At 60.8% G+C, this 25,293-nt stretch carries 15 protein-coding genes and 13 pseudogenes; 8 read left to right on the top strand and 20 right to left on the bottom strand.

What is annotated here, in order from left to right:
• Positions 1 to 30: 30 nt before the first annotated feature.
• From GA830_RS19685 to GA830_RS19665, 5 genes and pseudogenes are all read right to left on the bottom strand, one after another.
• Positions 31 to 5,142: pseudogene (locus tag GA830_RS19685) on the bottom strand (DEAD/DEAH box helicase family protein).
• Positions 5,143 to 5,225: 83 nt separating this feature from the next.
• The gene (locus GA830_RS19680) at positions 5,226 to 5,636 is read right to left on the bottom strand and encodes a DUF3085 domain-containing protein (protein WP_195165102.1); all 411 of its coding nucleotides are present in this window, start codon (positions 5,634 to 5,636) and stop codon (positions 5,226 to 5,228) included.
• Between the two features lie 9 nt (positions 5,637 to 5,645).
• A complete protein-coding gene (locus GA830_RS19675) occupies positions 5,646 to 6,248 on the bottom strand; it encodes a DUF1419 domain-containing protein (protein ID WP_195165101.1) in 603 nt (200 codons plus the stop codon).
• A 139-nt stretch (positions 6,249 to 6,387) separates the two neighbouring features.
• Positions 6,388 to 7,355: pseudogene (locus GA830_RS19670) on the bottom strand (DUF3991 and toprim domain-containing protein).
• 219 nt (positions 7,356 to 7,574) lie between these two features.
• Positions 7,575 to 7,763, bottom strand: coding sequence for a hypothetical protein (locus GA830_RS19665; RefSeq protein WP_195165099.1), 189 nt, complete (start codon positions 7,761 to 7,763; stop codon positions 7,575 to 7,577).
• Positions 7,764 to 8,086: 323 nt separating this feature from the next.
• Here GA830_RS19665 and GA830_RS20545 point away from each other — a divergent pair, with 323 nt between their 5' ends.
• The gene (locus tag GA830_RS20545; RefSeq protein WP_374939339.1) at positions 8,087 to 8,392 is read left to right on the top strand and encodes a MucR family transcriptional regulator; all 306 of its coding nucleotides are present in this window, start codon (positions 8,087 to 8,089) and stop codon (positions 8,390 to 8,392) included.
• Between the two features lie 35 nt (positions 8,393 to 8,427).
• Here the strand turns inward: GA830_RS20545 and GA830_RS19660 are convergent.
• From GA830_RS19660 to GA830_RS19645, 4 genes and pseudogenes are all read right to left on the bottom strand, one after another.
• Positions 8,428 to 8,736, bottom strand: a pseudogene (locus GA830_RS19660) (DUF3085 domain-containing protein); the annotation flags it as partial.
• A 10-nt stretch (positions 8,737 to 8,746) separates the two neighbouring features.
• Complete coding sequence (locus GA830_RS19655; protein WP_195165097.1) at positions 8,747 to 9,352, bottom strand: DUF1419 domain-containing protein; 606 nt, start codon at positions 9,350 to 9,352, stop codon at positions 8,747 to 8,749.
• A 193-nt stretch (positions 9,353 to 9,545) separates the two neighbouring features.
• Positions 9,546 to 10,127: pseudogene (locus tag GA830_RS19650) on the bottom strand (DUF3991 and toprim domain-containing protein); the annotation flags it as partial.
• Positions 10,084 to 10,230: pseudogene (locus GA830_RS19645) on the bottom strand (IS256 family transposase); the annotation flags it as partial. The pseudogenes GA830_RS19650 and GA830_RS19645, both read right to left, overlap by 44 nt.
• Before the next feature lie 173 nt (positions 10,231 to 10,403).
• Here GA830_RS19645 and GA830_RS19640 point away from each other — a divergent pair.
• The 3 genes and pseudogenes from GA830_RS19640 to GA830_RS19630 form a co-directional block, all read left to right on the top strand.
• On the top strand, positions 10,404 to 10,736 hold the full coding sequence (locus GA830_RS19640) for a hypothetical protein (RefSeq protein ID WP_195165096.1): 333 nt from the start codon (positions 10,404 to 10,406) through the stop codon (positions 10,734 to 10,736).
• 197 nt (positions 10,737 to 10,933) lie between these two features.
• Positions 10,934 to 11,254 (top strand): annotated as a pseudogene (locus tag GA830_RS20540) (S8 family serine peptidase); the annotation flags it as partial.
• Positions 11,245 to 11,534: pseudogene (locus tag GA830_RS19630) on the top strand (hypothetical protein); the annotation flags it as partial. The pseudogenes GA830_RS20540 and GA830_RS19630, both read left to right, overlap by 10 nt.
• A 391-nt stretch (positions 11,535 to 11,925) precedes the next feature.
• Here GA830_RS19630 and GA830_RS19625 read toward each other — a convergent pair.
• Entirely contained in the window at positions 11,926 to 12,588 is a 663-nt protein-coding gene (locus tag GA830_RS19625; RefSeq protein WP_195165094.1) for a ferritin-like domain-containing protein, read from the bottom strand.
• Positions 12,589 to 12,599: 11 nt separating this feature from the next.
• Positions 12,600 to 13,286 (bottom strand): ferritin-like domain-containing protein, encoded by a 687-nt coding sequence (locus tag GA830_RS19620; protein WP_258045714.1) that lies wholly within the window; start codon positions 13,284 to 13,286, stop codon positions 12,600 to 12,602.
• A gap of 350 nt (positions 13,287 to 13,636) precedes the next feature.
• Here GA830_RS19620 and GA830_RS19615 point away from each other — a divergent pair, with 350 nt between their 5' ends.
• The gene (locus tag GA830_RS19615) at positions 13,637 to 15,400 is read left to right on the top strand and encodes a putative bifunctional diguanylate cyclase/phosphodiesterase (RefSeq protein ID WP_195165092.1); all 1,764 of its coding nucleotides are present in this window, start codon (positions 13,637 to 13,639) and stop codon (positions 15,398 to 15,400) included.
• Here GA830_RS19615 and GA830_RS19610 read toward each other — a convergent pair.
• On the bottom strand, positions 15,340 to 15,705 hold the full coding sequence (locus tag GA830_RS19610) for a hypothetical protein (RefSeq protein WP_195165276.1): 366 nt from the start codon (positions 15,703 to 15,705) through the stop codon (positions 15,340 to 15,342). The genes GA830_RS19615 and GA830_RS19610 overlap by 61 nt on opposite strands.
• A 186-nt stretch (positions 15,706 to 15,891) precedes the next feature.
• On the opposite strand from GA830_RS19610, the pseudogene GA830_RS19605 reads away from it, so the two are divergent.
• Positions 15,892 to 16,323 (top strand): annotated as a pseudogene (locus GA830_RS19605) (transposase); the annotation flags it as partial.
• A 4-nt stretch (positions 16,324 to 16,327) separates the two neighbouring features.
• Here the strand turns inward: GA830_RS19605 and GA830_RS19600 are convergent.
• Together GA830_RS19600 and GA830_RS19595 are read right to left on the bottom strand one after the other, a co-directional pair.
• Positions 16,328 to 16,566: pseudogene (locus tag GA830_RS19600) on the bottom strand (IS110 family transposase); the annotation flags it as partial.
• Between the two features lie 120 nt (positions 16,567 to 16,686).
• Positions 16,687 to 16,854 (bottom strand): annotated as a pseudogene (locus tag GA830_RS19595) (transposase); the annotation flags it as partial.
• Positions 16,855 to 16,871: 17 nt separating this feature from the next.
• Here GA830_RS19595 and GA830_RS19590 point away from each other — a divergent pair.
• Positions 16,872 to 17,252: pseudogene (locus tag GA830_RS19590) on the top strand (transposase); the annotation flags it as partial.
• A gap of 388 nt (positions 17,253 to 17,640) precedes the next feature.
• On the opposite strand, the gene GA830_RS19585 reads toward GA830_RS19590, so the two are convergent.
• The 3 genes and pseudogenes from GA830_RS19585 to GA830_RS20535 form a co-directional block, all read right to left on the bottom strand.
• The gene (locus GA830_RS19585) at positions 17,641 to 18,585 is read right to left on the bottom strand and encodes a sensor domain-containing diguanylate cyclase (protein WP_195165275.1); all 945 of its coding nucleotides are present in this window, start codon (positions 18,583 to 18,585) and stop codon (positions 17,641 to 17,643) included.
• A 148-nt stretch (positions 18,586 to 18,733) separates the two neighbouring features.
• Positions 18,734 to 18,913 (bottom strand): annotated as a pseudogene (locus GA830_RS19580) (recombinase family protein); the annotation flags it as partial.
• 364 nt (positions 18,914 to 19,277) lie between these two features.
• Positions 19,278 to 19,484: a hypothetical protein gene (locus GA830_RS20535; protein ID WP_195165274.1), complete on the bottom strand. Its 207-nt coding sequence runs from the start codon at positions 19,482 to 19,484 to the stop codon at positions 19,278 to 19,280.
• Positions 19,485 to 19,798: 314 nt separating this feature from the next.
• Here GA830_RS20535 and GA830_RS19570 point away from each other — a divergent pair, with 314 nt between their 5' ends.
• Positions 19,799 to 20,827, top strand: a complete 1,029-nt coding sequence (locus tag GA830_RS19570) for a chemotaxis protein CheB (RefSeq protein ID WP_195165273.1) — start codon at positions 19,799 to 19,801, stop codon at positions 20,825 to 20,827.
• A 43-nt stretch (positions 20,828 to 20,870) separates the two neighbouring features.
• On the opposite strand, the gene GA830_RS19565 is transcribed toward GA830_RS19570, so the two are convergent.
• From GA830_RS19565 to GA830_RS20530, 3 genes and pseudogenes are all read right to left on the bottom strand, one after another.
• On the bottom strand, positions 20,871 to 21,245 hold the full coding sequence (locus GA830_RS19565; RefSeq protein WP_258045746.1) for a response regulator: 375 nt from the start codon (positions 21,243 to 21,245) through the stop codon (positions 20,871 to 20,873).
• On the bottom strand, positions 21,208 to 24,825 hold the full coding sequence (locus GA830_RS19560; protein WP_195165271.1) for a chemotaxis protein CheB: 3,618 nt from the start codon (positions 24,823 to 24,825) through the stop codon (positions 21,208 to 21,210). The genes GA830_RS19565 and GA830_RS19560 overlap by 38 nt, the downstream gene beginning before the upstream one ends.
• Before the next feature lie 236 nt (positions 24,826 to 25,061).
• Positions 25,062 to 25,165, bottom strand: a pseudogene (locus tag GA830_RS20530) (histidine kinase); the annotation flags it as partial.
• Positions 25,166 to 25,293 lie beyond the last annotated feature (128 nt).

Below are 25,293 nucleotides of genomic sequence, written 5' to 3'. Positions count from 1 at the left end.
CCGCATGACGAGGCCGGCCATGACGTGGCATCAGGCGGCGATAGAATCCCGGATGTCATCGATTTCCATCGCCAGAGCTTCATCGATTTCGGCAAGCTGCCGGCCACTTGTCGGCCAATTCTTCCGAGAAGGAGAATTCCCCACCCTGCCGCGAGCGATAGGATGCGAGGCGACGTTCGGCATCGGCGAGCCGCCTGCGATACCGCTCCTGCTCATCGTCAAAGCCGGACAACGCATGCTCGAGGCGGGCGACTGCGCCGAGCGGGGTCGTCGTCACCGGCAACTCGATCTCGTAGTCGGCACCGGTGCGCATCAGCATGGTGATATAGCGGTATCCGTCCTTGCCGGACCGCTCGCCACAATATTCGAGGTTGAACCCGCCGAGCGAGGCGATCACGGCGTCGCCCTCCTGCTGGGGCTGGATGAGGGTCAGGATTTCCTTCATCAACGCGCGGCCGGCGAGCTTGCGCTCGTTGATGGCCTCGTCACCGACGACCAGACGGAAGGTAGCGCCGGTTGTCGAAACCAACTTGTCGATATCTTGCTCGATCTCGCCAATGCGGCGCGTCGCGTATTCGATATCGCGCTCGGCATCACGGATCTGGCGACGAATGGCGTGCTGGTCATCCATATGCGCGGAGCGCAATCGCTCGAGACGGGCGACATCGGCTTCGAGCCCCGCCTTTTGCATCAGGCGCGGATCGCCCGAGGCAATGGCCTTGGCCATGGCGAACTGGCTCGCCTGCCCTTCTCCCATATCCTCCAGGCGGCGGATTGAGGTATCGCCCGAAAGGGCCGCCGTAATGAACCGGGCCTTGCGCTCGTTGTTCTGCCACATCTGCGCGTCCATCGAGCCTTCAGTGGCATAGGCGAAGATGTCGATGACCTCATGCTGATTGCCCTGTCGCATGATGCGGCCTTCCCGCTGCTCGATCTGGGAGGGCAGCCACGGCACATCGAGGTGGTGGAGCGCCTTCAGACGCAGCTGGGCATTGACGCCGGTGCCCATGGTCTCCGAGCTGCCGATCAGGAAACGGACCTTGCCGGCGCGCACATCACCAAACAGACGCTGCTTGGCGTCCGACTTCTTGAAATCCTGCATGAAGGCGATTTCCGACGCTGGAACGCCCATGCGGACAAGCTCGTCACGGATCCAGCGGTAGGCGGAAAATCCCCTCGTCTTCTCGGCGTTGATGGTGCCTAGATCCGAGAAGATCATCTGAGCGGCACCCGGAAGCTCGAACGGCTTTCCGTCGGTTCGTACATAGGTGGCGTCCGCCGTCTCCCGCCAGATGCGGAAGGCATTCGAGATGAGGTCGTTGAGCTTGTTGTCGGGCTCATTGTCATTGTCGGAATCGACCAGACGCAGGTCGATGGCAGCGTGCCTGCCGTCTGTGATGACGGACAACAGGATGTCATCACCAGGTTCCGGCGGACCATCGCGTTCCTCGATCGCCTTGATGCGGGCATCGAGCAGGATCTGGTAGCGTTTGAAGGCGGGCGATGGCTTGGAGGTGAAAATTTGCCTTGTGCCCGTCGATAGCGCCGGAATTTTCACGTATTCGCGCAGATCCTCGGGCATCACCACATCCGCGAAGGAGCGGAACATGGCAATCAGCTCGGGCACGTTGACGAAGGTGGCAAAGCGCGTCACCGGCTTGTATTTGCCGGAGGGCTGAAGTTCCAGTTCCGTCGTGACATCGCCAAAGATCGAGGCCCAGGCGTCGAACTCATGCAGGCCACGCTGGAGCAGCGCCTCGTAGCCGAGATAGCGCTGCACCGAGAACATCTCGCCGAGCGTATTGGTAATTGGCGTGCCCGAGGCGAGCACAAGCGCCTGCCCGGGTTCTTCGTCTCGACGAACCGGGATTTTACATAGAGATCCCAGGCCCTCTGCGAGCCGTTTGGATCGACGCCCTTCAACGTCGACATATTGGTGGCAAAGGAGAGTTTTCTGAATTCCTGCGCTTCGTCGACGATGATCTGATCGACGCCGATCTCGGAGATGGTGAGGAGATCGTCCTTGCGGGTCGAAAGCGCCTCCAGCCGCTCCTGCAGGCCTTCCTTCAACCGCTCGAGACGCTTGCGCGAAACACGATCATCGCTCTCGACCTTGGCCAGCAGGCTCTCATAGAGCTCCAGCTCGTCGTGGATCATCTGCTGCTCGAAGGCCGATGGCACCGCGATGAAGCGGAACGCGGAATGGGTGATGATGATGGCGTCCCAGGTGGCGGTTGCCGCGCGCGACAGAAACCGATGGCGCTTATCTTTGGTGAAGTTGGTCTCGTCGGCCACGAGGATACGGGCGGTCGGATAGAGCGCCAGGAACTCACGGGCCATTTGCGCCAGGCAATGACCGGGCACAACCAGCATCGCCTTGGCGATTAGGCCAAGGCGGCGCTGTTCCATGACGGCAGCTGCCATTGTCATGGTCTTGCCAGCCCCCACGGCATGGGCGAGATAGGTCGAGCCCGCCGAGATGATGCGCCAGATGCCACGCTTCTGGTGCCCGTAAAGAGAAAAGGCGCCCGAGGCGCCTGGAAGTTGCAGATGGTCCCCGTTGAATTTTCGGGGGGCGATGTCGTTGAAGCGATCATTATAGATCCGCGCCAACCGGTCCGTCCGATCGGGATCAGACCAGATCCAGTTCTGGAATGCGGTCTTGATCTTTTGCAGCTTCTCCTTGGCCGCCTCGGTATCGACGACATTGAGCACACGCTTTTCGCTATCGCCCTCTTTCACCGTGTCGAATATCTGCGGCACGCGGCTGTCGAGAGCATCGGCCAATAACTCGCCGGCATGGCGACGATCGGTGCCCCATTCCGATGTGCCTGCCGCCATCCAGCCCAACTGCCGCGCCTCGACAGTCCATGAGGCAAGCTCCGGCATATGGTGGATTTTGATCTCCACCCCCATCGTCTCGTGCACGAAGGCGACAACATCGGCGGCCGGAATCCACGGCGCACCGAGACGGGCGGTGATATCGGACGGCCGCAGATCGGCAGGTTGGACCTCAATCAACGCCCGCACATTACGCTTGCGCTCGAAGACGGGATCGAGCGACGCGGCGGCTTCGGCGGCCTTGAGCTTGTCGCGGACCTGACCGGACAGATAGGCGTCGGCCGTCTGCCATGCGCCGGTTTCGGGATCGTTGAAGATGGCGTCTCCGAGTTCGGCCAGAACAGCATCGCTGTCGGTGTGCAGCAATTCGGCGATGTGATCGATGTCCACATGGCCACGTTCGTTCAGCACGACGGCAAGCGCATCCGCAGCACTTGCGATGATCGGCGCCGATGGCGGCGCGATCACGCGCGCAGTGAAGATCGGTCCGGGCTTCGCCGTATTGGTCTCGAGGTCATAGTCCTCGATCGAGGCGACCAGCCAGCAATCGGGATCATCGAGAAAGGGCTGGAGATTGGGGCGGCGATGGATTTCGCGCACCTCGCCGGTCTCGGTGTCCTCATTCACCGACACGGTGGTGAAGTTGACCGGCCCGAAGTCCCGCACGAAACTCGACCAGGCGATGCGCAGCTTCACTTGCGCCGGCTTCCACGGCTGATCGAGTTCCTGGGCCCTCAGGACTTCGCGGACGGCATCACGGATCGGGATCAGCTTTCCGATGATGCGTGCGTGCTTTTCCGGCACGCCGTCACTGCTCCTGCCTTTGCGCACCGTGATGGTGACAGGGACCCCGTCGACCATCTGCATGAGAGCGGTGTTCTTCGCGATGAAGAAGCTCCCCTCGCGGACGTGCCACTCGGTGGAGGGACCATCTGCGCCCTGCTGACCGGCATCATCCTCGTGGTCAAAATCGAGCGGCGTCGGTTCGCCTTCATAAAGAGCTTCCGGAAGAAGGGAGATGGCGGCGGCCAGCGCGCCTTCGAGATCCTCAGCCTCACGCGGGAGGCAGGCATAGGTCTCGCCGAAAGGTCCAGAGGTCAGGGCGTGGGTGCCCAGCACGAAATCCGGATGCCGCGCGAACCATCGGTTGACGCGAATGGCGCCCTCGCCCGCCGTCGCCGGCCTGACCTCCTCGGTGTCGAGCCAGGACTGGTCGCCCTCGGGCTCTCCGATCTTACGCTTGCGGAAGAACAACAGATCGACCACGACGTCCGTGCCGGCGTCAGCCCGGAAGCTGCCCTCGGGCAAACGGATCGCGGCAATCAGGTCGGCCGACTTTGCGATATGCTCGCGCGCGGTGCAATCGGCCTTGTCCATCGTGCCGGAGCTGGTAACGAAGGCGGCGAGACCACCGGGCTTCAAAAGATCGACCGAACGGGCGATGAAGTAGTCGTGCAGGCGCAAGCCGAGCGATCGGTAGGCCCGGTCGGAACGAACGCTGCGATCAGAGAAAGGCGGATTGCCGATGGCGAGGTCGAAGCTTGCTGGAAGCTCCGTGCGGCCTAAATCGCCGGTGACGATGCGCGCACGCGGCTGCAACAGTCCCGCGATACGAGCGGTGACAGGATCGAGTTCGACGCCGGTGACGTGCGACAGATCACGAAGGGCTTCCGGCATCAGCGCCGGGAACAGACCCGTACCGATGCCGGGTTCGAGCACCCGACCGCCGCGCCAACCGAGGCGATGCAACCCGGCCCAGATGGCCCGGACGATGAACTCCGGCGTGAAATGCGCATATTGCGTGCAGCGCGCCAGAGACGCGTATTCCTGGCCGGAAACTGCATCCTGTAAATCGGCCCCGATGTCGCTCCAGCCGTCGCGGAAATCAACCTCACCAGGCCGGCGGAACACGCTATTGGCGAGATCCGACGCGCCGAAGCCAGTAAACCTGATCAGCCGCTCCTGCTCCTCAATCGTAGCCGGGCGCTCGTCCTGCTCGATCTCGGACGCCAGACGAATGGCTTCGAGATTGTCGTGAGCCCGCTGTTTCCAGCCCTTGGCCAGCCCGCGCGTACCCGCGAGATGAAAATTCCTGGCCCCCGCAACGCGTGACGGCGAGCTGGCTCGGGCGCCCAACGGCTGCGGTTGCGCGGCAGGCGCCGGCGAGGATGGTGTCGGATCATCATTATCATCATCGTTCGCGGAGAAATCGCCGGCAAAGGCCGTGACGCCAAGGCCGAGCCCCGAGGAAAGACCGGTGGACCCGAAGAGGTCGAGGGTAAAAGGATCGTCATGCGACATGAGAAATTCTCCTGATTGAAGGCGCACGAGACCGCACCGCCGATCGGGATCGGCGGCGGGTCGCGCGCGGAGGTTGACGTCGGTTAGGGCTGGCCCGGCAGCCAGACAGGGGTCAGCGAGATACTCGTGTCGGTCATCTCGACACGGAGATGCGTAACATCAGGCATGGCGTCGAGCAGACGCAGCACCTCGGTGGCATCCAGGAACTTGATGCCGTCATCGCCCCCGAAATGCTGGCGCTTGTAGTGCCAGTAGTCGGGATCGGTCGAAGGGTTGCACTCATCGGCATAGCAAACGAGGGCCTTCTGGCCCTCGGAAAGCTTGCCATTCGACAAGAGATAAACCCCTTCGTCGCCAACCAGCCACAGGCCTGGCTTCTCGCCTTCGCCGGGTCTGATTCCATAGTAGGGATTGCGGAAGCCGCCATTGGCAGCGGCATCGGATTGTCCGCGCGCGATGACCGCGCGGACCTGGTCGACCGGAAAGGTGAACATCGCCCCACCTCATGCCGCAATACGTTCGGGGAGATTACGCAGATGCACCGGCAGCTTCGCCGCGATTTCGTCTTCGGTAAGATCTTCGAGCAGCTTGAGCGTGGTGCCCTGACGTCCACCGTAGTAGAGCACGGTGCGCTTGCTGCGATGTTCCGGCAGCCAGCGTTCCCCGGCATAGCCACGATACTCGTCATGCGTGGCGCTCCAGATGTGCTCAAGACGCTCACCATGCGTCATCGCCTTCACCGGCCAGGATTCGCGTTCGACGATGGCGTCGCGCAGCTCGACCGGCGAACGAGCGACATTCAGATCGCAATAGCCGTGGAAGGAGCGGGGCCGGCCGTCGATACGCAGCGTGTAGAAGACGCTGGTGATCGAGTCCGTGAGGAATTCGCGCAGTGCGAACATCTCACCCCGCATCCAGAGCGGCGGCAGGATATCGAGCATGTAGTCATGCTCGATACGGCCCACTTCAAACCATTCCCCTGCATAAAGAGAACCGGCGTCACCCTCGAAACGGTTGGGACGCTGGGCATGGCGATCGAACACGCGGAACATCTGGCGACGATCTGAGACACCTTGATAGATCTTGCGGATGGGAGAGAGGGTCATCGGCGGGCTCCTTTGGCCTCGTCGGGCCGAAGCGCGAACCATCCTTGTGGATGCCCATCATTTTCAGCCCTTCCTGACCCCTCCCCGCGGCCGCCTCTCCGTCCGGGCGGGTCAAGGGCCGGCGCAGCCGGGCGAAGCTTCACCCTTGACGCGGCCGGCGGGCATGCGGCAGCCGGGTTTCCTTCTCCGTCTCCTTTCCTGCTTTCACATTGTCTGAGCCGCAGCGCGTAGCATGGCGTTCCAATCGTCGGCGGCCGGCTTGAGCCGCTCGAAGTCACTGGAAAGCTCGCCAGCAAGCTCACGCAGCCGCGACACGAATACTTCACCCTGAGGGTTGGCATCGGTGGCGGCCACCAGCCGCGCGTCCTGCCCTGGTGCCAGTAGCCGAATGGCCGCATCGGTCGCCGGCGACCAGCCGCCGCCAGTGCTGACGTAGAGCGTATCCCGCCGAATGTTCTCGATCGCGGCAAGGCTCATGGCGTCGATCGCTGCTTCGGTCACGCAAATGCGCAGGGCGCTAGCAATACCAAGCCGAAACAGCACTTTGCTGCCGCCGGAGGCAAAACCCCGCCATTCCGGACCACGCTCCTCCCAGCCAGTGACGATACCGGCGGTATCGCTATGGGCGGCCCACATGCTGCCCCGCGGTCCCTCCCTCAAGACGTTCTGTGCGATAGCGCTACGGATGACCTGTTCGGGAATGTGCCGCTCGTCGTGCAAATAGCGCCAGGTGGCCGAACCGCGCCATGGCTTGCGCCTCGCTGCCCAACGGTCCGGGATCGATTGATCGGGTTCGCGCGCGCGAGATTGTCGTTGCCATTGCGGCTGGCTTGGCTCGAAGCCGGCAAGCGACGCCACCTGCACGAAGGCTTCCAGGAAATCGCAGCCGTCCAGATGCTGGACCAGCGAATAGACATCACCCTTGGCATCCGACAGCGGGTCAAACCAGCCCTTGCCATCGTGGATGACGATGATGATGTCGTCGCCATGGCGGTATTTGACTGCCTTGGGCGTGCTCTCCTTGAGATCGATCGCAAAGCCGCCGGTCTCCAATACCGCCGCGCAGCCAACCTGGCTTCGCAGCTCTTCAATATCCGCTTTTTCCATTCTTCTCTCCCGGCCTCGTTCTGGCCGGGCCTTTCCTCAAGAGTAACTCCTCCGCACATTTTGCGGAACACTCCGCGACAGCCGCAAAGAGCAAAGGCGGCAAGGGCGCGGGCGGCCAGTGACAGATATTGCAGTCGAGTTGCACATCGCGACCGACTGCGGCGCAGCCTCCCTTGCGGCCTGCCGCTTGGCTGCGGCACGCCGCTCGGCAGTGCCGGTTCAGTGAACCGGCCGGCCTCCTGCGTATGGGCAGTATTCGAAAATTGCCTCGACCTCGTCACCGTCGAGGTCGTCGGCAGGAAGAACGCCGTACTCGTTTTCATCGACCTTGAAGAGGATGACCGGCGTCATCAGGGTGCGCGCGAGGTTCCAGGCGTGGTTCTGAGCGAGGCTGAGTTCGTGCATCATCGTGTGGCTCCCGTTATCGCGAGGACCATTCCCCGCTCGACAGGCGCCCGTCGGGTCCAGCCGGGGCCGCGATCATCGCGATGGCGAAGCCGTGAGCGACGGCACGCTTTGCGTAGTCCGACCCCGCAGCGGGTTGATCGGATAGGTCCGGGCTGGAACTAGGGAAATAAGCCGATAAGAGCGGGGAAATGGGCCTTGCGGCGGAGCCACGTCACCAGCACAAAGCCTCGCGGGTTCAAGCCTCAACACCTTGTGGCTGATCGTAAGCCGACAGCATCAAGGTCTTTGCGAAAGCCTGTTCTTCCGGTACCCACGATGTCGCCATGACAGTGGCGCCGTTACGAGAAACCCGCCTGAACACGACCATGACCGAAGAGATTGCGGAGACGAAAACCGATTCGATCGGGCTGACCACCAATATCGCGGCCGCCTATGTCAGCGAAAATCCGGTCCGACAGCCGAGCTTCCCCGTCTCATTGCCGAGGCCCACGCCGCCAGTGCCGGGGCTCGCGGCTGGCGCCACAGCAGAGCAACCGGAAGAAAAGCCCGTTCCGGCAGTTGCGGTCCGCAAATCCGTGACACCGGATTTCCTGATCTGCCTGGAGATGGCAACCAGTTTAAGTCGTTGAAGCGTCACCTTGCGACCCACTACGACCTGACACCAGATCAGTTCGGCGTCGATGAATTCGATCCCGTCATCACCGCCGAAATGGCGGTGCTTGTAGTGAAACCAGTCGGGATTGCCGACCGGGTGGCACTCGTCCGAATAGACCACGAGCGGGCGGTCACCGTGGCCAAGTTTTCCGTTCGACATGATGTAGACACCTTGGTCTCCGACCAGCCAGAGGCCGGGGTTCTCGCCCTTGCCGGGCTTGAGGCCGTAGCACGGGTTGCGGAATCCGCCATTGGCGGCGGCATCCGCCTTTCCGCGTTCGATGACCTTGCGAACGCCGAGAATGGAAAACGTGAACATGGCCGTCTCCTCACGCCGCGATCGCGTCGGGGAGGGTGCGCAGATGCACCGGGAGCTTGGCGGAGATCTCTTCGTCGGTGAGATCGTCGAGCAGCTTCAACGTCGTGCCCCGGCTTCCGCCGTAGACGGAAATGGTGCGCTCTCCACGTGCATGCTCCGGCCAGCGTTCACCGGCATAGCCGCGATAATCATCATGGGTCACGCTCCAGATGTGATCGAGGCGCTCGGTCCGTGTCATCGCCTTCAGCGGCCGCGATTCCCGATCGACGATCGCATTGCGCATCCGCTCGGGTGATCCCTTGTCGAAAAGGTCGCAATAGCTGTGGAAGTGGCGGAGTTGGCCGTCGATCGTCAGCGCGAAGAAAACACAGGTAACGCTGTCGGTCAGGAATTCGCGCATCGCGAACATATTGCCGCGCATCCAGAGGGGCGGCAGGATCTCCAACATATAGTCGTGGTCGACCGCACCGATCTCGAACCATTCGCCGGCGTAAAGCGCGCTGGCGTCGTTTTCCCAGGGGTTGGGGCGCTGCGCATGGCGATCGAACATGCGAAACATCTGGCGCCGGTAGGCGACGCCCTGGAAGATCTTGCGGATTGAGGAGAGGTGAAGCATGGGAGCGGCTCCTTCAGCCTTGCCGGGGCTGAAGCGCGGCTCATCCTTCCGATTTCGCCGTCACTTCAGCCCTTCCTGACCCCTCCCCGCGGCCGCCTCTCCGTCCGGCCGGGTCAAGGGCCGGCGCTAGCCGGGCGAAGCTTCACCCTTGACGCGGACGGCGGGCATGCGGCAGCCCGGTTTCCTTCTCCTCTCACCCGTCCCACTCGGTCCTCCTGGACGCACGCAGTTCTTCGTTCCAATCCTCGTGTGCAGACGCCAGCCGCTCGTAGCCGCAGCTCGCGGCAACGGCGATCGCCTCGATACGGCCGGCATAGACCTCGCCTTGCGCATTGTTGTCGGTTGCGGCGACGAGCTGCACATTGGGACGGGCCGCAAGCGCCCGAATTGCCGCTTCAGTGGCCGGCGCCCATCCACCACCGGTGCTGAGATAGAGGCTGTCGGACCGAAGGCTTTCGATCGCGGCGAGGCTCATCGCGTCGATCGCCGCCTCAGTGACGCAGAGCCGGGTGGCGCCGATCGATCCGAGTCGAAACAAGACCTTTGCGCCGCCGCTGGCAAAGCCCCGCCATTCCGATCCGCGTTCTTCCCAGCCGGTGACGACGCCGTCGTCATCGACATGAGCGGCCCAGATGCTGCCACGCGGTCCCTCGCGAATCCGATCCTGCCGGATGGCTGCCCAGATGACGGTTTCCGGGACGTCCCGCTCGTCGCGCAGATACCGCCAGCGGGCTCTTCTCGCCCCAGGCGGCGCCGGTCGCGGCTCCGACCTCCATCTCCATCAGCTTCTCGGCGGCAAAGCCGATCATATCGCGCAGGAGATCGGCGTCGGGTGTCTTCTCCACAAGCGCGCGCAGGTTCATCATGTCGTCGGTCATCGGTGTTCCTTCCCAGCAGGAGTTGGTGTCGCAACCAGACCCTACCGGAAAGCGCCGATGACCACCGCGCTACCAAGCTACACCACGTCCTGGGACACGATCGTGGCCTGCTTTTACTCCGCCGCGGTGGCCTGGAATTGCTCCGCCGTTGACACCTGATCCTGAAAGTACAAATGACCGGTGCTCTTCAAGAGGAAGAGTGGAACCGGGTTGGTCTCACCCTGCTCTCGAGCGACGAAGACCGAACCCTTGTGCTTTTCTCTTCAACTGATGAGATCCGTGCCTTTCGAGAGAGGCTTGAGGCTTATGGCCGGGGCACTCCTTCCGGCCAGAAAAACCCTGCCTACGCGGCTTTCATAGCGGCAATTGAATCGATCGATGCGATTGAACCCCGCGATCGCATCGGGATGCGCGCACGCGAGGAGGGACTCACGGAGGTCGACAATTTTCGGCCGGGCACCGACTATGTTCTCGACATAGAAATCTGGGACCTCGGCCGGCGTTAGGCCCGCACCCGCAAAGTCGACGACATCGCAGCCTATGTCGAGGCGCGAAACGGCGAGGAGCTCGACCGATACATCGGCCCGAGCACCACACTGATCCGCGTCCGATGCGACGGCGCGGTGGCACAAACGCTGCTGACCATCGATGAAATTGCCGAAATCGACTTCCTTCCTACACTCGATACGACCAGTGTGCGCAAATGATCGACCTGACGATTGCTGACCTGCCGGATCTCGCAGAACTTCCCGAGAACGCGCCGCTGATCGGCATCATCGACAGCGGCGTAAATGACCATCCGTTGATTGAAGACCTTATTGTTGGTTCGATCGCAGTCCCTGACACTCTGGGAACTGCTGATGATCACGGTCATGGAACGTTTGTTGCGGGAATCTCGACGTTTGGCGATTTGCGAGCCCAGCTGGCAGCAGGCACGCTCAACCGTGTCGCCCGCTTGTGCTCAGCTAAGGTTATTGACCACACCGGCAACTTCCCAAACCAGCGACTGACACCCAATCAGACAACTGGGACGATGACTTCCTGGACCTCGTCGAGGAAGCGCATCTCAGTTCAAGGGTGCGGCGGACGGCGAGATCGCCTTCGGCGCGCTCAAGGGCTTCCTCGACGTCCGCTACGGCGCGCGCGACGGATCGGCCTGCGCGGAGTTTTCCTGGGAAGGAAAAGACGACAATGACCCCGCCTGCGGTCGCGGATGGGCCACCATCGGTATCGCCGGCCGCCTCGTCGGGCACTTCTACATCCATAACGGCGACGATTCAGGCTTCGTCTGCGCGCGCAACTGACTTCCTCAACAGCCTGCTAGTGGTGGCACGAATCACAAGGACACAGTTTCTGCGGATTAGGTCGCCCACCCCGAGACGGCGAGGGGCGGCGTTATGGGCAGCCATACACAGGGGACATGAAGGGGCCTCTGGGGCCGAAAACCTGCGGCGCAAGCCTTCACTCGGCAGAAGCCGTTGTCCAAAGCATCAATGTGGGCGCAATGGCTCTAATCCATCGTAGCAGGGTTAGCTCCCTATAGCGAACATTCGTTCACAGCGTAACTGTGGTTCGCCATAAGTGTGATTTCCGCCGAAGAGACGACATTGGCAAAACGTCATGAGGCTGGAAGACGTGAGAACATGAATGCCCCGCCGCAGTTGGCGGCGAGGCATGTAGGCGTAGGCGCGCTTGTTAAGCCTTCAAAAACGGCATTGCCGCAGCAAGCACAGCTTCCTTGGTCATCGGCTCATCGAATGCACCATCCCAAGCCTTCTTGCCCCCTATCCGGCGGACCTGAGCGGCATGACGTGCTTCGACCGAATGGATCTGGAGCGCGGCCGTAAGGATGTCGTCATTCTCCATCAGATTTCCGGCCTGACCCTTGTAGGCGGCCACACCGAGGTCTTCGAAGGTCTGCGATAGGGTCAAGAAAGTTTCGAAATTCGAGAACACATCGGCATACTTTCCGCCCGCCGTGAAGTCGGCTTCTGGACGCTTGACAGCCGCCGCTCCGAGAGCCCCGGACAGGAAGGCGACGTGTGCCGCTTCATGCAGGCCAATCTGCTGAAACACTGCCTTGTGTTCGGCGGGGATGAAATCCTTCTCCAAAGCGGAACGGTAGAATGCATCCTCGATATGTTCGAGCGTCAGCGCGAAGTTCAACGTATCGACGATCTGTTGCGGCAACCCTGCCGCAAAAGCCTGCTTCGATGCTGCGGCAAGGACCAGCGGAGCCGAGGCAAGTGCGCCAAGCGACAACGCCGCATGGGAGAAGAGGCCGCGACGGCTTGTAACCAGACGGCTCGCCAAATCGGGGTCGAGCGCGCCAAGGATCGTGTTGGTGTTGGTGTTCATGATCATTCCTCCTAGAGGCTCTTTGCCGTGACTTCGGTTTTGATGAACGGATCAGCGGCGGCGAGAACCTTCGCAGGCTCCAACGCTCCGTCGAGGCCGTTCTTGTCGACCACGTCAGGGCCCGCGAATGCAACGCTGCCAGGTTGTAGCAGATCGCGGATCGTAGCCGCATGTCGCGCTTCGACCGATACTATACGACCTGCGGCGACAAGGTAGTCGCCCTTCTCGAGCAATTTCCCCGCGCCATTATAGGCGGCAACGCCGAGGTCTTCGAACGTCTTGGCTGTAGTCAGGACGCTTTCACGGCTGGCAAAATCGACCTTGGAAAAGTCCACTTCGAGATCAGGGATTGCCTTGTCGGCGAGCGCGCCTTTCAGGAAATCACGATGCGCGACTTCATGATCGCGGATGTCAGTGAGGATTGCCTTCTCGTCACCGCTCATCTCCCCGTAGGGGCTTTCGATCACCTTGGTGTAGAAAGCTGCTTCAAGCTGCTCCAAGGCGTAGGCATAGTTCAATATGCCGATATCGCCTTCGCCTAGATCAGCCGCCAACGCCGGCGTGATGCCGAAGTTCGGAAGGCTGCCGCCGAATATGGCAAGCGTGGCGACGACTCCGCCGGTCCATTGGAGGACGGTCCTCCTGGATTTCTGTGCGGACAAAGGTCCAGCACGAGACTCTGTCTGATTGTGTTGCATAGAACTCTCCATTTTGGGATTTGATGCGAAATCATTTCCGCATGGGAGTAGCAACGAAAGCCTCCGCGCAAAGTTTCGTAAGTTATTCAATTTACTCAATTATTTGTGAGTCGTTTGAATTCTGGTCACAATTATGCTGGATCGGAAGCGTATAAATTCAGATATTACTAGAGCGTTGTCGCGGAGGAATGGTTCCGGTGGTTTTATGATTTTCTTCAAACGTGAGCGGCATGTGCGTTTGCTGGTGCCGAAGCGACGGCCGAACTGGCGCGAAGAATTCGATCTTCAAGCTATCTTAAGCTTCAGTGCGCTTCGATGCCGCTCAACCCATATGGGGAGGTGGCAAAAGGATGAACTGGCTATCCGAGGACCAAGTGGCGCTGTCCGTAGTTGACGCGCTGACGGCGAGCATTTGTGTCATCGATCATGACGGAATCGTTCGGGCCGAAAACGCCGCTTGGAAACAATTCTCGTCCCGCAACGGCGGCATCGGTTCGTACATCGGCGTAAACTACCTGGAGATTTGCAGGAAGGCGGGTGGCGACGATTCTGAAGCGGCTCATCGAATTGCAACAGCAATTCGGCAGGTGCTGGATGGAAAGCGTCAACGGTTCGAGGCCGAGTATCCTTGTCATTCGCATACCGAACAACGCTGGTTCTTGACCCGGGCAACGCCGCTTCGATTCGGCTCCGATAATAGTCAGGGCAAACAATCTCTGGGAGCCGTCGTCTCACATCAGGAAATAACAGAAAAAAAGCTGCTCGAAATGCAGCTGAAGGGGTTCGCCGAGACTGACGAGCTTACCGGCCTGAGAAACCGCCGATCCATGATTGATCATATCAGCAAGGCATTCGCGGAACACAAGACGGGATGCACGGTAGCGCTGTTGCTACTGGACTTGGACAACTTCAAGGAAATCAACGACACCTCTGGTCACGATATTGGCGATCTCGTGATCAAGCAGGTGGCGGAACGCTTATCGAGTTTGACCTCGCGGAATCCCTCGACCATCGCTGCTCGAATGGGAGGCGACGAATTCGCTTTGCTCCTTGCGGTCGAACAGCCTTGGAGCGTCGTTCCGCTTGCGGAGGAACTTCTTGGCCTTCTTGACCAGCCTTACCCGATTGACGGCGAACAGGTGCATTCCGCCGCGTCGGTTGGAATCGCCTTCTATCCCACCGACGCGGTTGCGCCCGCATCACTGCTCAAGGCCGCTGACCTGGCTCTATACCGGGCAAAAAATGGCGGCCGAAACCGATACGTATTCTACACGGACAATCTGCGCGACGCAGCGCAGCAGCGCAAGAAGTTGTTCAACCAGGGTCGCTCGGGCATCGTTCGCAACGAGTTCGAGACCTACTTTCAGCCAATCGTGAGCCTGAAAGACAAGTCCTTGTTGGGGTTCGAAGCCCTGATCCGATGGCAGCACCCGGACCTCGGTCTGCTCACCCCGGCGCACTTCCTTCCGCTCCTGAAAGACTGGGGCATGGGGGAGGCGCTCTCACAGGTTGTGCTTCTTCAAGTCATCCAGCATCTTTCGGACTGGCCGGAAATCCGTATAAGCGTCAACCTGACCACAGGCCAACTTCGAAATCCCAATTTTGTGGATTTTCTGTGCCGTGAGACTTTGGCGAACTCGGTCAACGCTGAACAACTGAAACTCGAAATAACAGAAGACGTTGTTCTCGGGGACAGCAACAATGATTTTGAAACCATTCTAACTCGCTTGCGAGATGCCGGGTTCAAAATATCACTGGATGATTTTGGTACCGGTTATGCGTCATTGTCGCACCTTTCTCAATTTCCGCTGGACGAGATCAAGATTGACATGTCGTTTGTCAAACAACTGAATAGCAGCCGTCGTGCTCGCAGTGTAGTGCGCTCGATTACCCATCTTGCTCACGAACTTGGGCTGAGCGTGGTTGCCGAAGGCATCGAAGATGTGGAAATCGAGGGTATTGTCGCGGCCCTCGGATGCGACCACGGCCAGGGGTATCTGTTCGGCAGGCCTCAGCCCGCCTCCGCGATCCCAGACATCATAAAGAAGTGGACTTATCCCTCGCGAGCCCCAAGTGCATTGCCCGCGCCAAATTTAAGGAGCAGTTCGAGATAGCCGGCGGCTACGCGCAGGTCAGTAGGAGTCAAATTTTTCTGATCGGAACGGAGCCGTTCTGCCAAGGCCAGAAGTTCATCCGAGGAATCGGGTTCAAGCTTTTTCAATTCCGATCCAGCGGTTCGGCACGCTGCCAGCAGCACTGAAGTTAGCTGGCACGCTTGATCCACAGAAAGATGCATCTGCGCGGAAATAAGAGGCGGGGGACCTGTCTGGGTAATATTGACCACAACTCCGTCAAGCGTTGACCAACCGACGTCGGCGCTGCCGCTTTGTGTCTGGATAACAGCTGAACGCTCCGTCATGATTACTCCCCAGCGCAATTGGTCAACAGTTGGTTGACACCGCACCTAAAGTAACATACGCGCACTTTCTGTGGCGGTAAATCGGATCGATTGGTCGTCCGCTTTATCCGTCGCTCGCCTATGAGACTGTTTGGAAACTGGGTCGGAGGGGTTTCGTTTGAGGGTTGAATGTGATTCACACTTTGGATGTGGACAGATGAGACCCGAGGCCGGATGGCCAAGATCGCCCGGAAGACCAAGCGGTATCCGCCGGATTTGACGGACGAGGAATGGTCGCGGATCGCGCCGCTGATGCCGGAGCCAGGAACGCTTGGCCGGCCGCGCGAGGTCGATTTCCGCGAGGTCATCAACGCGGTGCGCTATATGGTGCGTTCGGGCTGCGGCTGGCGGATGCTGCCGATCCACTTTGGCCATTGGCGGACGGTTTATGGCTGGTTCCGCGAACTGACGCGCCGCTTCCTGTTCCAGACCATCCATGATGTCGAACTGATGCTCGACCGGGAGCAGCAGGGCCGCGAAGCCAGCCCGACGGCGGCGGTGATCGACAGCCAGACGGACAAGGCTCTGCAAGCCGAAACAAGGGGTTATGACGCCAACAAGAAGATCGTCGGCCGCAAGCCTAACGCGTCTCGATGCAGATAGCCGGCTAGCTTCGGCGCGCAACTCGTCGTGCAGCCAAGCCGTCAGCGAGCAGGCTTCCAGGCCGACTCGTCCCAGCGGCAGCCCGACTTTGCGCAATGCTTCGCTCAGCGTATCCGGCTCGCTCGCAGCGCGCGTTTCCTTGACGATCCGCCCGCTCTCGTCGACGATGCAGATCGCGGTCTCTTCCAAAAACACGTCCAGTCCGGCAAAGTACTTCATGGCTGCTCCTTCCCGATGCTTGTGGCGAATCGACATCGACCACGTTCTCACATCACGACAGTTGCAGCCGCCCTTATCCGGGCTCGGCAGAAACCCCAGTCACCCCATCTGTTTGGAAAGTCATGGATGAGCGTTTCGTCGAATGGGCACACCGCCCATTGCGATGTGGATCATTGCGGTCGAGACGTCGATGCGTTGCTCGTAGTCGCGCACCAGGCGGCGCCAGCGCATCATCCAGCCGAAGGTCCGCTCAACGACCCAGCGCCGCGGCAGGACATGGCAGCCCTTTTGCTCTTCGGACCGGCGGCGTCGGGCCGATCACGGCGCTTACGTTCCGCGCCGCGATCGACCGGCCGGAGCGGTTCGGCTCGTCGCGGGCGGTGGGCGCACATCTGGGGCTGACGCCGGCGCGCTACCAGTCCGGCGAGACCGACATCCAGGGCAAGGTCAGCCGCTGCGGCGACGAACTCGCCGGCACCGCTCCCTATGAGGCCGCGCATTCGCTGCTCGTGCGCTCGAAGAAATGGTCGAGCTTGCGCGCCTGGGGCATGAACATCGCCCGACGCCGCGGCATGGCGCGGGCGCGCGTGGCGGTGGCTCGCAAGCTGGCGGTCATCCTGCACCGCATGTGGGTCGACGCCACCGAATTCCGCTTTGGAAAGGAGCCTGCCGCTGCGGCGGCGTGAACCGGGCTAACGGGCAAAGGAGCAAGGAACAAGAACCGAGTTTTTGCCCGAAAGGGCGATGCCCGGATCGTTTCGTGGGGACGACGGGCGAGGCGATCTCGTTGAGAGTCCCGAGCCTGCCAACCAAAACCACGGCAAGGGTCGTGAAACAGATTGAGACGCCTCTCTCTCCTGACCCCATCATGCGGCGCCCAAGGCGCCGACCGCGAAGAGAAGCGAGTGACCTGCGGAACGGTCCAGGAAAAAGTGCAGGAGCACCTTGACCTCAACGACCCCAATCAGAGAGGACTCTAAAACCCCCGGGGTCAACCTTCTGTTCCAGTTTATGTCACTACTGTCGCCGTGCGCCATCTTCCTGTGATCCGCATGGGGAATGGGCTCGGGATCATCAGGCGCTCAGCTTGCCCCCCTCGCGTTCCAGCACCGCAAAACTCTTGACGCAGTTCCTTCCAGAGTGCTTCGCTGCATAGAGAGCAGTGTCAGCGCGGGCGAGCGCCGCCTCGATATTCTGGTCGGCCGGTCGGAGCTGAGTCACCCCGAAGCTGGCTGTCAATTTGATGTGGTTCTGCCCATCACTTATGGGCATATGGGCGATCGCGCTGCGCAGTTTTTCGGCAACGCTGCATGCTCCCGCATCTTCCGTTCCCGGCAGCAGGATGACGAATTCTTCCCCGCCGTGGCGTGCGAATACGTCCATCTGACGTAGTAACCCGTTGCATATTCGGGTCATACACCGAAGGGCTTCGTCGCCCAAGGCATGACCGTAAGTATCGTTTACTGACTTGAAGTGGTCCACATCCAGCATGATAACGGAAGTCGAACCGCTAAAGCGACGCACCCGCTCCAGTTCAAGGTTTGCTGTCTGCTGAAAGAACCGTCGATTTGGCAACCCTGTCAGCGGATCGGTCGCCGCCAGGCGGGCCAGTTCTAGCTCCACGAGCTTTCGGTCGGTGATATTCAGGTGGGAAATTACGGCGCCCCCTTGCTCTGCCTTGAGCGGCGTCACCCGGCCCAAAAACCATCGGTTCTGCGTCGGGGAATGACAGGGATATTCCATCTGAAAAAGCGCGGTCTTCCTAGTGAGGACAGCCCGGACCCCGATCGCAAAAGGTTCGCCCTCCTCGGAACCAGGACCAGTGGCGCTTCGGCAAATCCTCAGGTAGTGGGTGCCGATATCGGATTGCACAGGCGCGGTTGCATTTTCCCGTTTGAAATTCAGCCAGGCGTGGTTGACGGCGATAATGACACCTTCCCGATCTACGACGCAGAGATGCGATGCGAGCGCGTCTATGACGGCGGCCGCGAAGCCCTTCGATTCGAGTATCGGTGTCACAATCTTATCCTCGACGGCTCACTGTCCCTGTGTTTTCATATCGTGGAAAGGCGATGGCCCTGCCGACGATACACTCGACCATGTGGCCAACCTGTGAAGACCACATTAACGCGCTTGTTAGGCAGGCTGTTCGCATAGCCGGGGAACACTGGTAGCCGAGCAATACGGTGCCGCCCATCCAGATACGTTTGCGCTTCGATGCAGCAATCTTGTCGCGAATGCGCTCTGTCGTGACCTCGCGTTCGAACTGGGCAAACGACAGGAGGACATTGAGGGTCAGCCGTCCCATCGAGGTCGTGGTGGTGAACTGCTGGGTCGGCGCGCAAAATTAGCGGTTTGTCACCGTCAGCTTATCTGTGAGGAATAGAAGCTGCTCATTTGACGATAAAGCCGCGGCCAGCGTGCCAGCGGCCCCCAAATGGGGGTTGGGTGGGAGGTCATGAGATTGGCCTAATGGGCCAAAAGCTCGTGAAGCGAGCCATCACTCGGCATGAGCCGCAACCAAAATGCTTAGATTTGCCGACTGTTATCGTGCGCGTTGATAGGCGCGCAGGACCTTGCTCTTCCATTCCACCGTCTTGCCATCGCCAGCCTCAAGGCGCGCCCGCGGCACCGCAATCTCGGTCATGCCGAGTGACCCCGTCAGCCGGCGCGTCCGGCTGCCGTGGCGGTAACCTGCAATGCCGGCGCTGTCATCCCTGTTCGGCTTCGGTCGGCCGTCGGCCATAACGGGGACGGGCAAGCACCTCGTCCAACTCTGTCTCGAGCAACGTCTCGATGAAGCCGCGCACCCGCTCGCGCAGGCCTGCTTCGATCGGGTCGAACCAGTCGTCAAAAAGATAGGGGGGCGTTTTAGCTCCCGACTTTGCTGAACAGGACTTCCTGATATCGTTCTTCATGGCGTGGTCTCTTGTCCGGCGCTTCAACGCCGGATGATTCGAGGTCGAACACCCCGGAGACTACGCCAACTTCAATTCCAACCACTCCCGCGACGGCACCGTCACTACTGTCGCCGTGCGCCATCGGATGGAGCCGCGTTTGGCCCAAAGAAAGACGAAATCGAAGATGATCGTTGCCTGGGTAGCGGGGGTGGCAGCCTTGGGCTAATTCTCATAGCGCTCTTGCTCTATGCGGCCGTGCGCTGTCCTCTCGAACTTTTCCAGGTCGAATGCGTTGACCTTTGATTCCGATCCGGCCAGCCCCGAAGGCTCTCATGGCATCTTCCTCAATCATCGTCATCGGCGCATCCGCAGGCGGAGTAGGTGCGTTGCGCTTTCTCGCCGCGGCGCTGCCGGATACGTTTCCCGCCCCTGTTCTGGTGGTGCTGCATATCGGCGCCCATCGAAGCGAATTGCCGAAACTTTTGAACGCCGCCGGACCGCTTCTCGCAAATCATACCGAAGATGGCGAAACAATCCATCCTGGCCGCATCTATGTGGCTCCGCCGGATCGCCATATGATCGTCGCCGACGGGCGGCTGCGCCTGTTGCGTGGTCCCAAGGAAAACTGCGCGCGGCCGGCCATCGACCCGCTGTTCCGCAGCGTAGCCGAACACTATGGCGCCGACGCGGTGGGCGTGATCCTGACTGGCAATCTGAACGACGGCACGCTCGGCCTGCTTGAAATCAAGCGGCGCGGCGGCATCGCGATTGCCCAAGCTCCCGACGACGCCGCATATCCGGACATGCCGAAAAGCGCGGCCGCGCACGTCGCGCTCGATTACTGCCCGCCGCTCGCGGAAATGCCGAAATTGCTGATAGAACTGGTCAACGGAAAGGACGGAAAGGATCGAGCCATGCCAATATCCTCTTTTCAACCGGCTTCCGGGCAAAGTCCCGAATTGACCGAGGCCAGAACATTCGCACGGCCCTTGACGGTCACCTGCCCCGAATGTGGCGGCGCGCTGAAAAAATTCGAGGTCGGATCGATCATCAAATTCGGCTGTCACATCGGGCATAGCTATACCGCCGAGGTCATGGCCGGGGCGCAGTTTGAGGAAATGGAAAAAGTCATGCGCGCCGCGGTGCGGTTCCTCAACGAGCGAGCAGAATTTTGCCTTCAGATGGCCGATCACACCCAGTTGGCGGAACACGCCCCCTCCGCCGACTGGCTCGCGGCCAGCAGGCAGGCGCTGGATCGTGCCTATAAGCTCCGCGACCTCGTAGAGCAGGACTGGCTGACGCCGGAGAGCATAGGACGCGTCGCTTCGGCATCCAATGGTTCGGCCCCACTCGCGGAATAGGCCGGCGACCGCTTCCCCTTTCGAAATTCAGCCAGATACAGCGTTATACCGGCGGGCGATCCGCGAAAACCCGCGCGATGGTTCGTTGCAGATCTTCTTGTGCGTATGGTTTACGCAATGCCGGTTCGTCGCGATATCCGTCGGGAAAACCCTCGGCCCCGTATCCGCTTGCAAACGCAAACGGAATGCTGCGCTGCCGCAGTATGTCGGCTACTGGAAAGGACTTCGTGCCGGCGACATTGATATCCAGAATTGCAAAGTCGATGTCGCTTTCACGAGCAAGCTTAATGGCTGCGTCGATACGCGTGGCTTGACCGACCACTTCATGCCCGAGTCCGGTCAGCAAATCTTCCAGATACATCGCGAGCAGGACTTCATCCTCAACGATCAGCACCCGCTTCGGTGTCTGGTCGGTCAACCTGTTTCGTCCTTTCCTGCCCGTCGGGCATCGGCGCATCGATGGTGCAAACGACGCCCGAAGTCTCGTAGGCAACGCTCACCTTGCCGCCCAGTTCCGTAGCCAGCACCCGCTGGAGCAGGCGGGTGCCGAAACCCTTGCGCGTCGGCGCCGTGACAGTCGGGCCGCCGCGCTCAGTCCAGAGCAAGGATAGCCGCCGATCCTCGTCCTGACCGTCGAGGCGCCAGGCGATATCGACTTGGCCATTGCCGGTCGAGAGCGCGCCGTATTTCGCGGCGTTCGTGGCTAATTCATGGATGGCCATGGCAATGGAGAGCGCCGGGCCTGGCGCGAGCCGCAGGCTGGGACCGTCGATCCGGAAGCGGTTCGATCCCCCGGCAAGCGGCTCCAATGTGTCCGAGACGACATCGACCAGATCCGCGCCTGCCCAGTTTTCGCGGGTCAGCAAGTCGTGCGCCTTGCCCAGCGCGACAAGCCGGGACCCGAAAGCGGCGCGGGCTTCGTCTAGCGAAGCAGCGCTGCCCAGCGTCTGCGACGCGATCGCCTGCACCGTCGCCATGACATTCTTGATGCGATGATTGAGTTCGCCGACCAGGACATTCCGATGCTCCTCGAAACGCTTGCGCTCGGTGATGTCCTCGATGGCAAGCAGGATCAGGGCGTCACGGCCTCCTTCTTGTGGCAACTTGCTCGCAGTGAGCAGCATCGATCGTCGTCCGGTCAGATGGAAATCCTGCTCGATTCCGAAATTGTGTATTTCCGCGTTCTCCGAAATAACTCTATCCAGAAGGGGCCGCAGAGGCGGGTTATTCCACTCGCCAGTTCCAAGTTCAAAGATAATATGCCCTTTGGGTTCTTCGTCGAAAACAGCGAATAGTTCGCGGAAAGCCTTGTTGGCGGTTTGGACACGCAAATTCTTGTCCAGAACGATCAGGGGATGCTGAACCGTCCGCACTATGGTTTCGGAGTAGACACGAGCATCGTTGATCGCATCGGCGGCGCGCTTTCGGTCAGTGATGTCGCTAAACGTGACGACGACGCCTGCGATGCGGTTGTCCTGCGTGCGATAGGGAAGCACGCGGCGCACATACCAGCGGCCCGCATCGGTGGGCACTTCGGCCTCGATGGCGGTAAGCTTTTTCAGCACCGTCTCGGCGTCCCGCATCAGATTCTCGTCGGCGAATTTGCGCGCGAAATGGGCGATCGGCCGACCGATGTCGGACGGGACGAAATCGAACAAAGCCTTCATCGCCGGGGCGAACCATGTAATGCGGAAACCGGTATCCAGAAACAGGGTCGCCGTCTCCGATCCGGCCAGCAGATTGTCGAGGTGGTTGGTGGTGCTTTCAAGCTCTCCGATCTTGTGCTGAAGCTGACTGTTGACGGTGTTCAGTTCCTCGTTGAACGATTGCAGTTCCTCCTTCGAGGTCTCCAGTTCCTCATTGGTGGATTGAAGCTCCTCGTTCATGGAGGTGGCTTCCTCGTTCGAGGCCTTCAACTCCTCGTTGGTGGTTTCCTGATACTCAATGGTGTTCTGCAGTTCGGCGCGGGTCGCCTTCAATTCGTCGACAAGGGCGCGTTCGGAGGACGACCCCTCTCCAGCGTCGTCGCGAACAGCGGCCGGGGCGGGATCGGACTGCGCCAAGGCCGGCGCGAAGCTGACGAGAATAAAGCCGCCGCCTTGCGACGATGCGGGCAGCGGCGCAACCGTCATGTCGACGGATCGGCCCGTCTCCCTGATCCGGGCGTTGACGGTCACGCTTCGGTTTTCTTTCGACGCTTCGCGGATCGCGGCGCGCAGTCTGGCGGCCAGCCCGTCGCGCGCCATGGTCAGCAGATCCCTGGTAGGCTCGCCCGCCGGGTGTTCCAGATAGTCCCTGGTTGTGCCGTGGAAATAGAGAACGCGGCCCTTCTGGTCGATCAGCACGGAGGCCGGAGCGTAGCGGTCAAGGAGCGCGCGCCGCGCCAGTTCGGCGGCCGGTGCGATCGCCTCGGGAGACAGCGACGGTTTCTCTCTCGTTCGGGGTTCAGCGGGGCCGCGCGGCGGCGGATAGTCGACGAGGTCGTGCCGGGTCGGCCCGAGCCTTCGGTATATCCGCCATTTCTTCGACACCGTCTCGAACAGGTCTTCGTGCCGTCCGATCGTCTCGGCATTGCCGAGAAAGAGATGCCCGCCAGGGAGCAGCGCGAAATGACAGAGCGCGACGATCCGTTGCTGCGCGTCAGCTTCGAGATAGATGAGCACATTACGGCATGAAACCAGGTCGAGTCGTGAGAACGGTGGATCGCGCAGCAGGTTCTGCGGCGCGAACACAACCATTTCGCGAAGCTCCTTGCTGACTTGGAAGGACCCGTCGAGCTTTTCGAAAAAGCGCTTGAGACGGGTCGATGGAAAGCCCGCCACGGCGGCGGCTGGATAAATGCCATCGCGCGCCTTGCGCAGATTACCTTCCTGGGCGTCGGTCGCGAATACCTTTAATTCGAACCGCTTTTCGGCCGCCTCGGCGAGTTCGGTGACCAGCATGGCGACGGAATAGGCTTCCTCGCCCGTTGAGCAGGCCGGCGCCCACACGCGGATCGAGGCGCCTGTCTCGCGCTCGGCCACCATCGGCGCAATCACCAGTTCGGCAAGCGTCTTCCATGCGTCGGCGTCACGGAAAAATCCCGAGACGCTTATCATAAGGTCCCTGATCAGCGTGGCGGCTTCATCCGGACTGGCGCGCAATTCGTCGATATATTCGTCGAGCGTTTCGATGTTTCTCAGGCCAAGACGCCGGTGAACGCGCCGCCCGAGCGTCGCATGCTTGTAGCCACGAAAATCGTGTCCGCCGCGCGCGCGCAACAGATCCAGAACATGATCGAGCGTCGCCTGGCCACCCGACGAGGCGATCTCGGCATCGACGGGCGCCGAAATGTAATCGTGGCGGATGTAGGCCAGCAGGATCTCCGGCATCTTTTCCGGCGCGAGGATGTGATCTGCCATGCCCGCCGAAATCGCGCTCCTCGGCATGCCGTCGAATTTGGCGGTCTCGGGCGCCTGCACGAGGCTCATGCCACCCTCAGCCCGGATCTCCTTCAGCCCCTCGGTGCCATTGCTTCCCGTACCGGACAGCACGATGGCGATCGCCCGTTCACGCTGGTCCTTAGCGAGCGAGGAGAACAGAACATCGACGGGGTGACCGTGGCCGCGCGGCGCGACCGGCTTGGCCATGTGCAGCGCGCCTTCGCGAACCGTCAGGTCGGAATCGGGCGCGATCACGTAGACGTGGTCGGGCGCAAGCCGCATGCCGTCCTTGACCTGAACGACCGGCATGGCCGTGCGGGCGCCCAGGACGCGCGCCAACTCGCTTTCGCGTTTGGGATCGAGATGCAGCACGACCACGAAGGCGCAACCGCAGTCTGTCGGCATGGCGTCGAAGAAAAAGCCCAGCGCCTCGATGCCGCCGGCCGACGCGCCGATGCCGACAACCGGAATTGCCGCGGTTTCGGCCACGCGGCCCGCTGCCTCTCGCGCGTCATCCGTTTTCGCCTTGGGCTTGCGCCTCGGGCGATTGCCTTCGCGGAGAGATTCTCCAGTCATGGACGCCGCACCCCTACAATCTGCTGGCCCTCATCGAGAGTTCCCCAAAGCAACGCAGCCACGAGACAATGCCCAGCGGCCTGCTGAGTGACTGTTACACACGTGAGCGTGTACCGCAACGGACAAGCCGGCGTTCAGCCTTCGGTCGTTCCGTTGCGTCGCGGGCGACTTTGGCGGCTGGTTCGGCGCGATGGAAAGTCACAAATCATTCGAGCCGGCGCCCAGAGCGCTTCTTGGGTAAGGCCGGAGGCAATGCTCAACGGGTTCTTGACGCGATGGCTCATCTCGCACGGCCCTCCGCCTGCTTGCGACCGGTTACATCGATGAAGATACCGACCATAATCCACCGGACCATGCGGCGTCATCACCCAGTGCAGTCTGAGAATCCATTTCAGTTCGTCCCCGATCATTATGCGGAAGTCGATTTCGTAAGGTCGGACAATGGCACGCGTAGCGTTGCTCGCGCGG

Source organism: Mesorhizobium sp. NBSH29, assembly GCF_015500055.1.
In the GTDB taxonomy this organism is placed as follows: domain Bacteria; phylum Pseudomonadota; class Alphaproteobacteria; order Rhizobiales; family Rhizobiaceae; genus Neomesorhizobium.
Note: the sequence above shows the minus strand (reverse complement) of the source record. Positions and strands in the feature narration are given on the sequence as shown.

Excerpts from the sequence above, each read along its gene's own strand:
- GA830_RS19680 (WP_195165102.1), bottom strand. The coding sequence starts at position 5,636 with ATGTTCACCTTTCCGGTCGACCAGGTCCGCGCGGTCATCGCGCGCGGA.
- GA830_RS19675 (WP_195165101.1), bottom strand. The coding sequence starts at position 6,248 with ATGACCCTCTCTCCCATCCGCAAGATCTATCAAGGTGTCTCAGATCGT.
- GA830_RS19665 (WP_195165099.1), bottom strand. The coding sequence starts at position 7,763 with ATGATGCACGAACTCAGCCTCGCTCAGAACCACGCCTGGAACCTCGCG.
- GA830_RS20545 (WP_374939339.1), top strand. The coding sequence starts at position 8,087 with ATGACAGTGGCGCCGTTACGAGAAACCCGCCTGAACACGACCATGACC.
- GA830_RS19655 (WP_195165097.1), bottom strand. The coding sequence starts at position 9,352 with ATGCTTCACCTCTCCTCAATCCGCAAGATCTTCCAGGGCGTCGCCTAC.
- GA830_RS19640 (WP_195165096.1), top strand. The coding sequence starts at position 10,404 with ATGACCGGTGCTCTTCAAGAGGAAGAGTGGAACCGGGTTGGTCTCACC.
- GA830_RS19625 (WP_195165094.1), bottom strand. The coding sequence starts at position 12,588 with ATGAACACCAACACCAACACGATCCTTGGCGCGCTCGACCCCGATTTG.
- GA830_RS19620 (WP_258045714.1), bottom strand. The coding sequence starts at position 13,286 with ATGCAACACAATCAGACAGAGTCTCGTGCTGGACCTTTGTCCGCACAG.
- GA830_RS19615 (WP_195165092.1), top strand. The coding sequence starts at position 13,637 with ATGAACTGGCTATCCGAGGACCAAGTGGCGCTGTCCGTAGTTGACGCG.
- GA830_RS19610 (WP_195165276.1), bottom strand. The coding sequence starts at position 15,705 with ATGACGGAGCGTTCAGCTGTTATCCAGACACAAAGCGGCAGCGCCGAC.
- GA830_RS20535 (WP_195165274.1), bottom strand. The coding sequence starts at position 19,484 with ATGAAGAACGATATCAGGAAGTCCTGTTCAGCAAAGTCGGGAGCTAAA.
- GA830_RS19570 (WP_195165273.1), top strand. The coding sequence starts at position 19,799 with ATGGCATCTTCCTCAATCATCGTCATCGGCGCATCCGCAGGCGGAGTA.
- GA830_RS19560 (WP_195165271.1), bottom strand. The coding sequence starts at position 24,825 with ATGACTGGAGAATCTCTCCGCGAAGGCAATCGCCCGAGGCGCAAGCCC.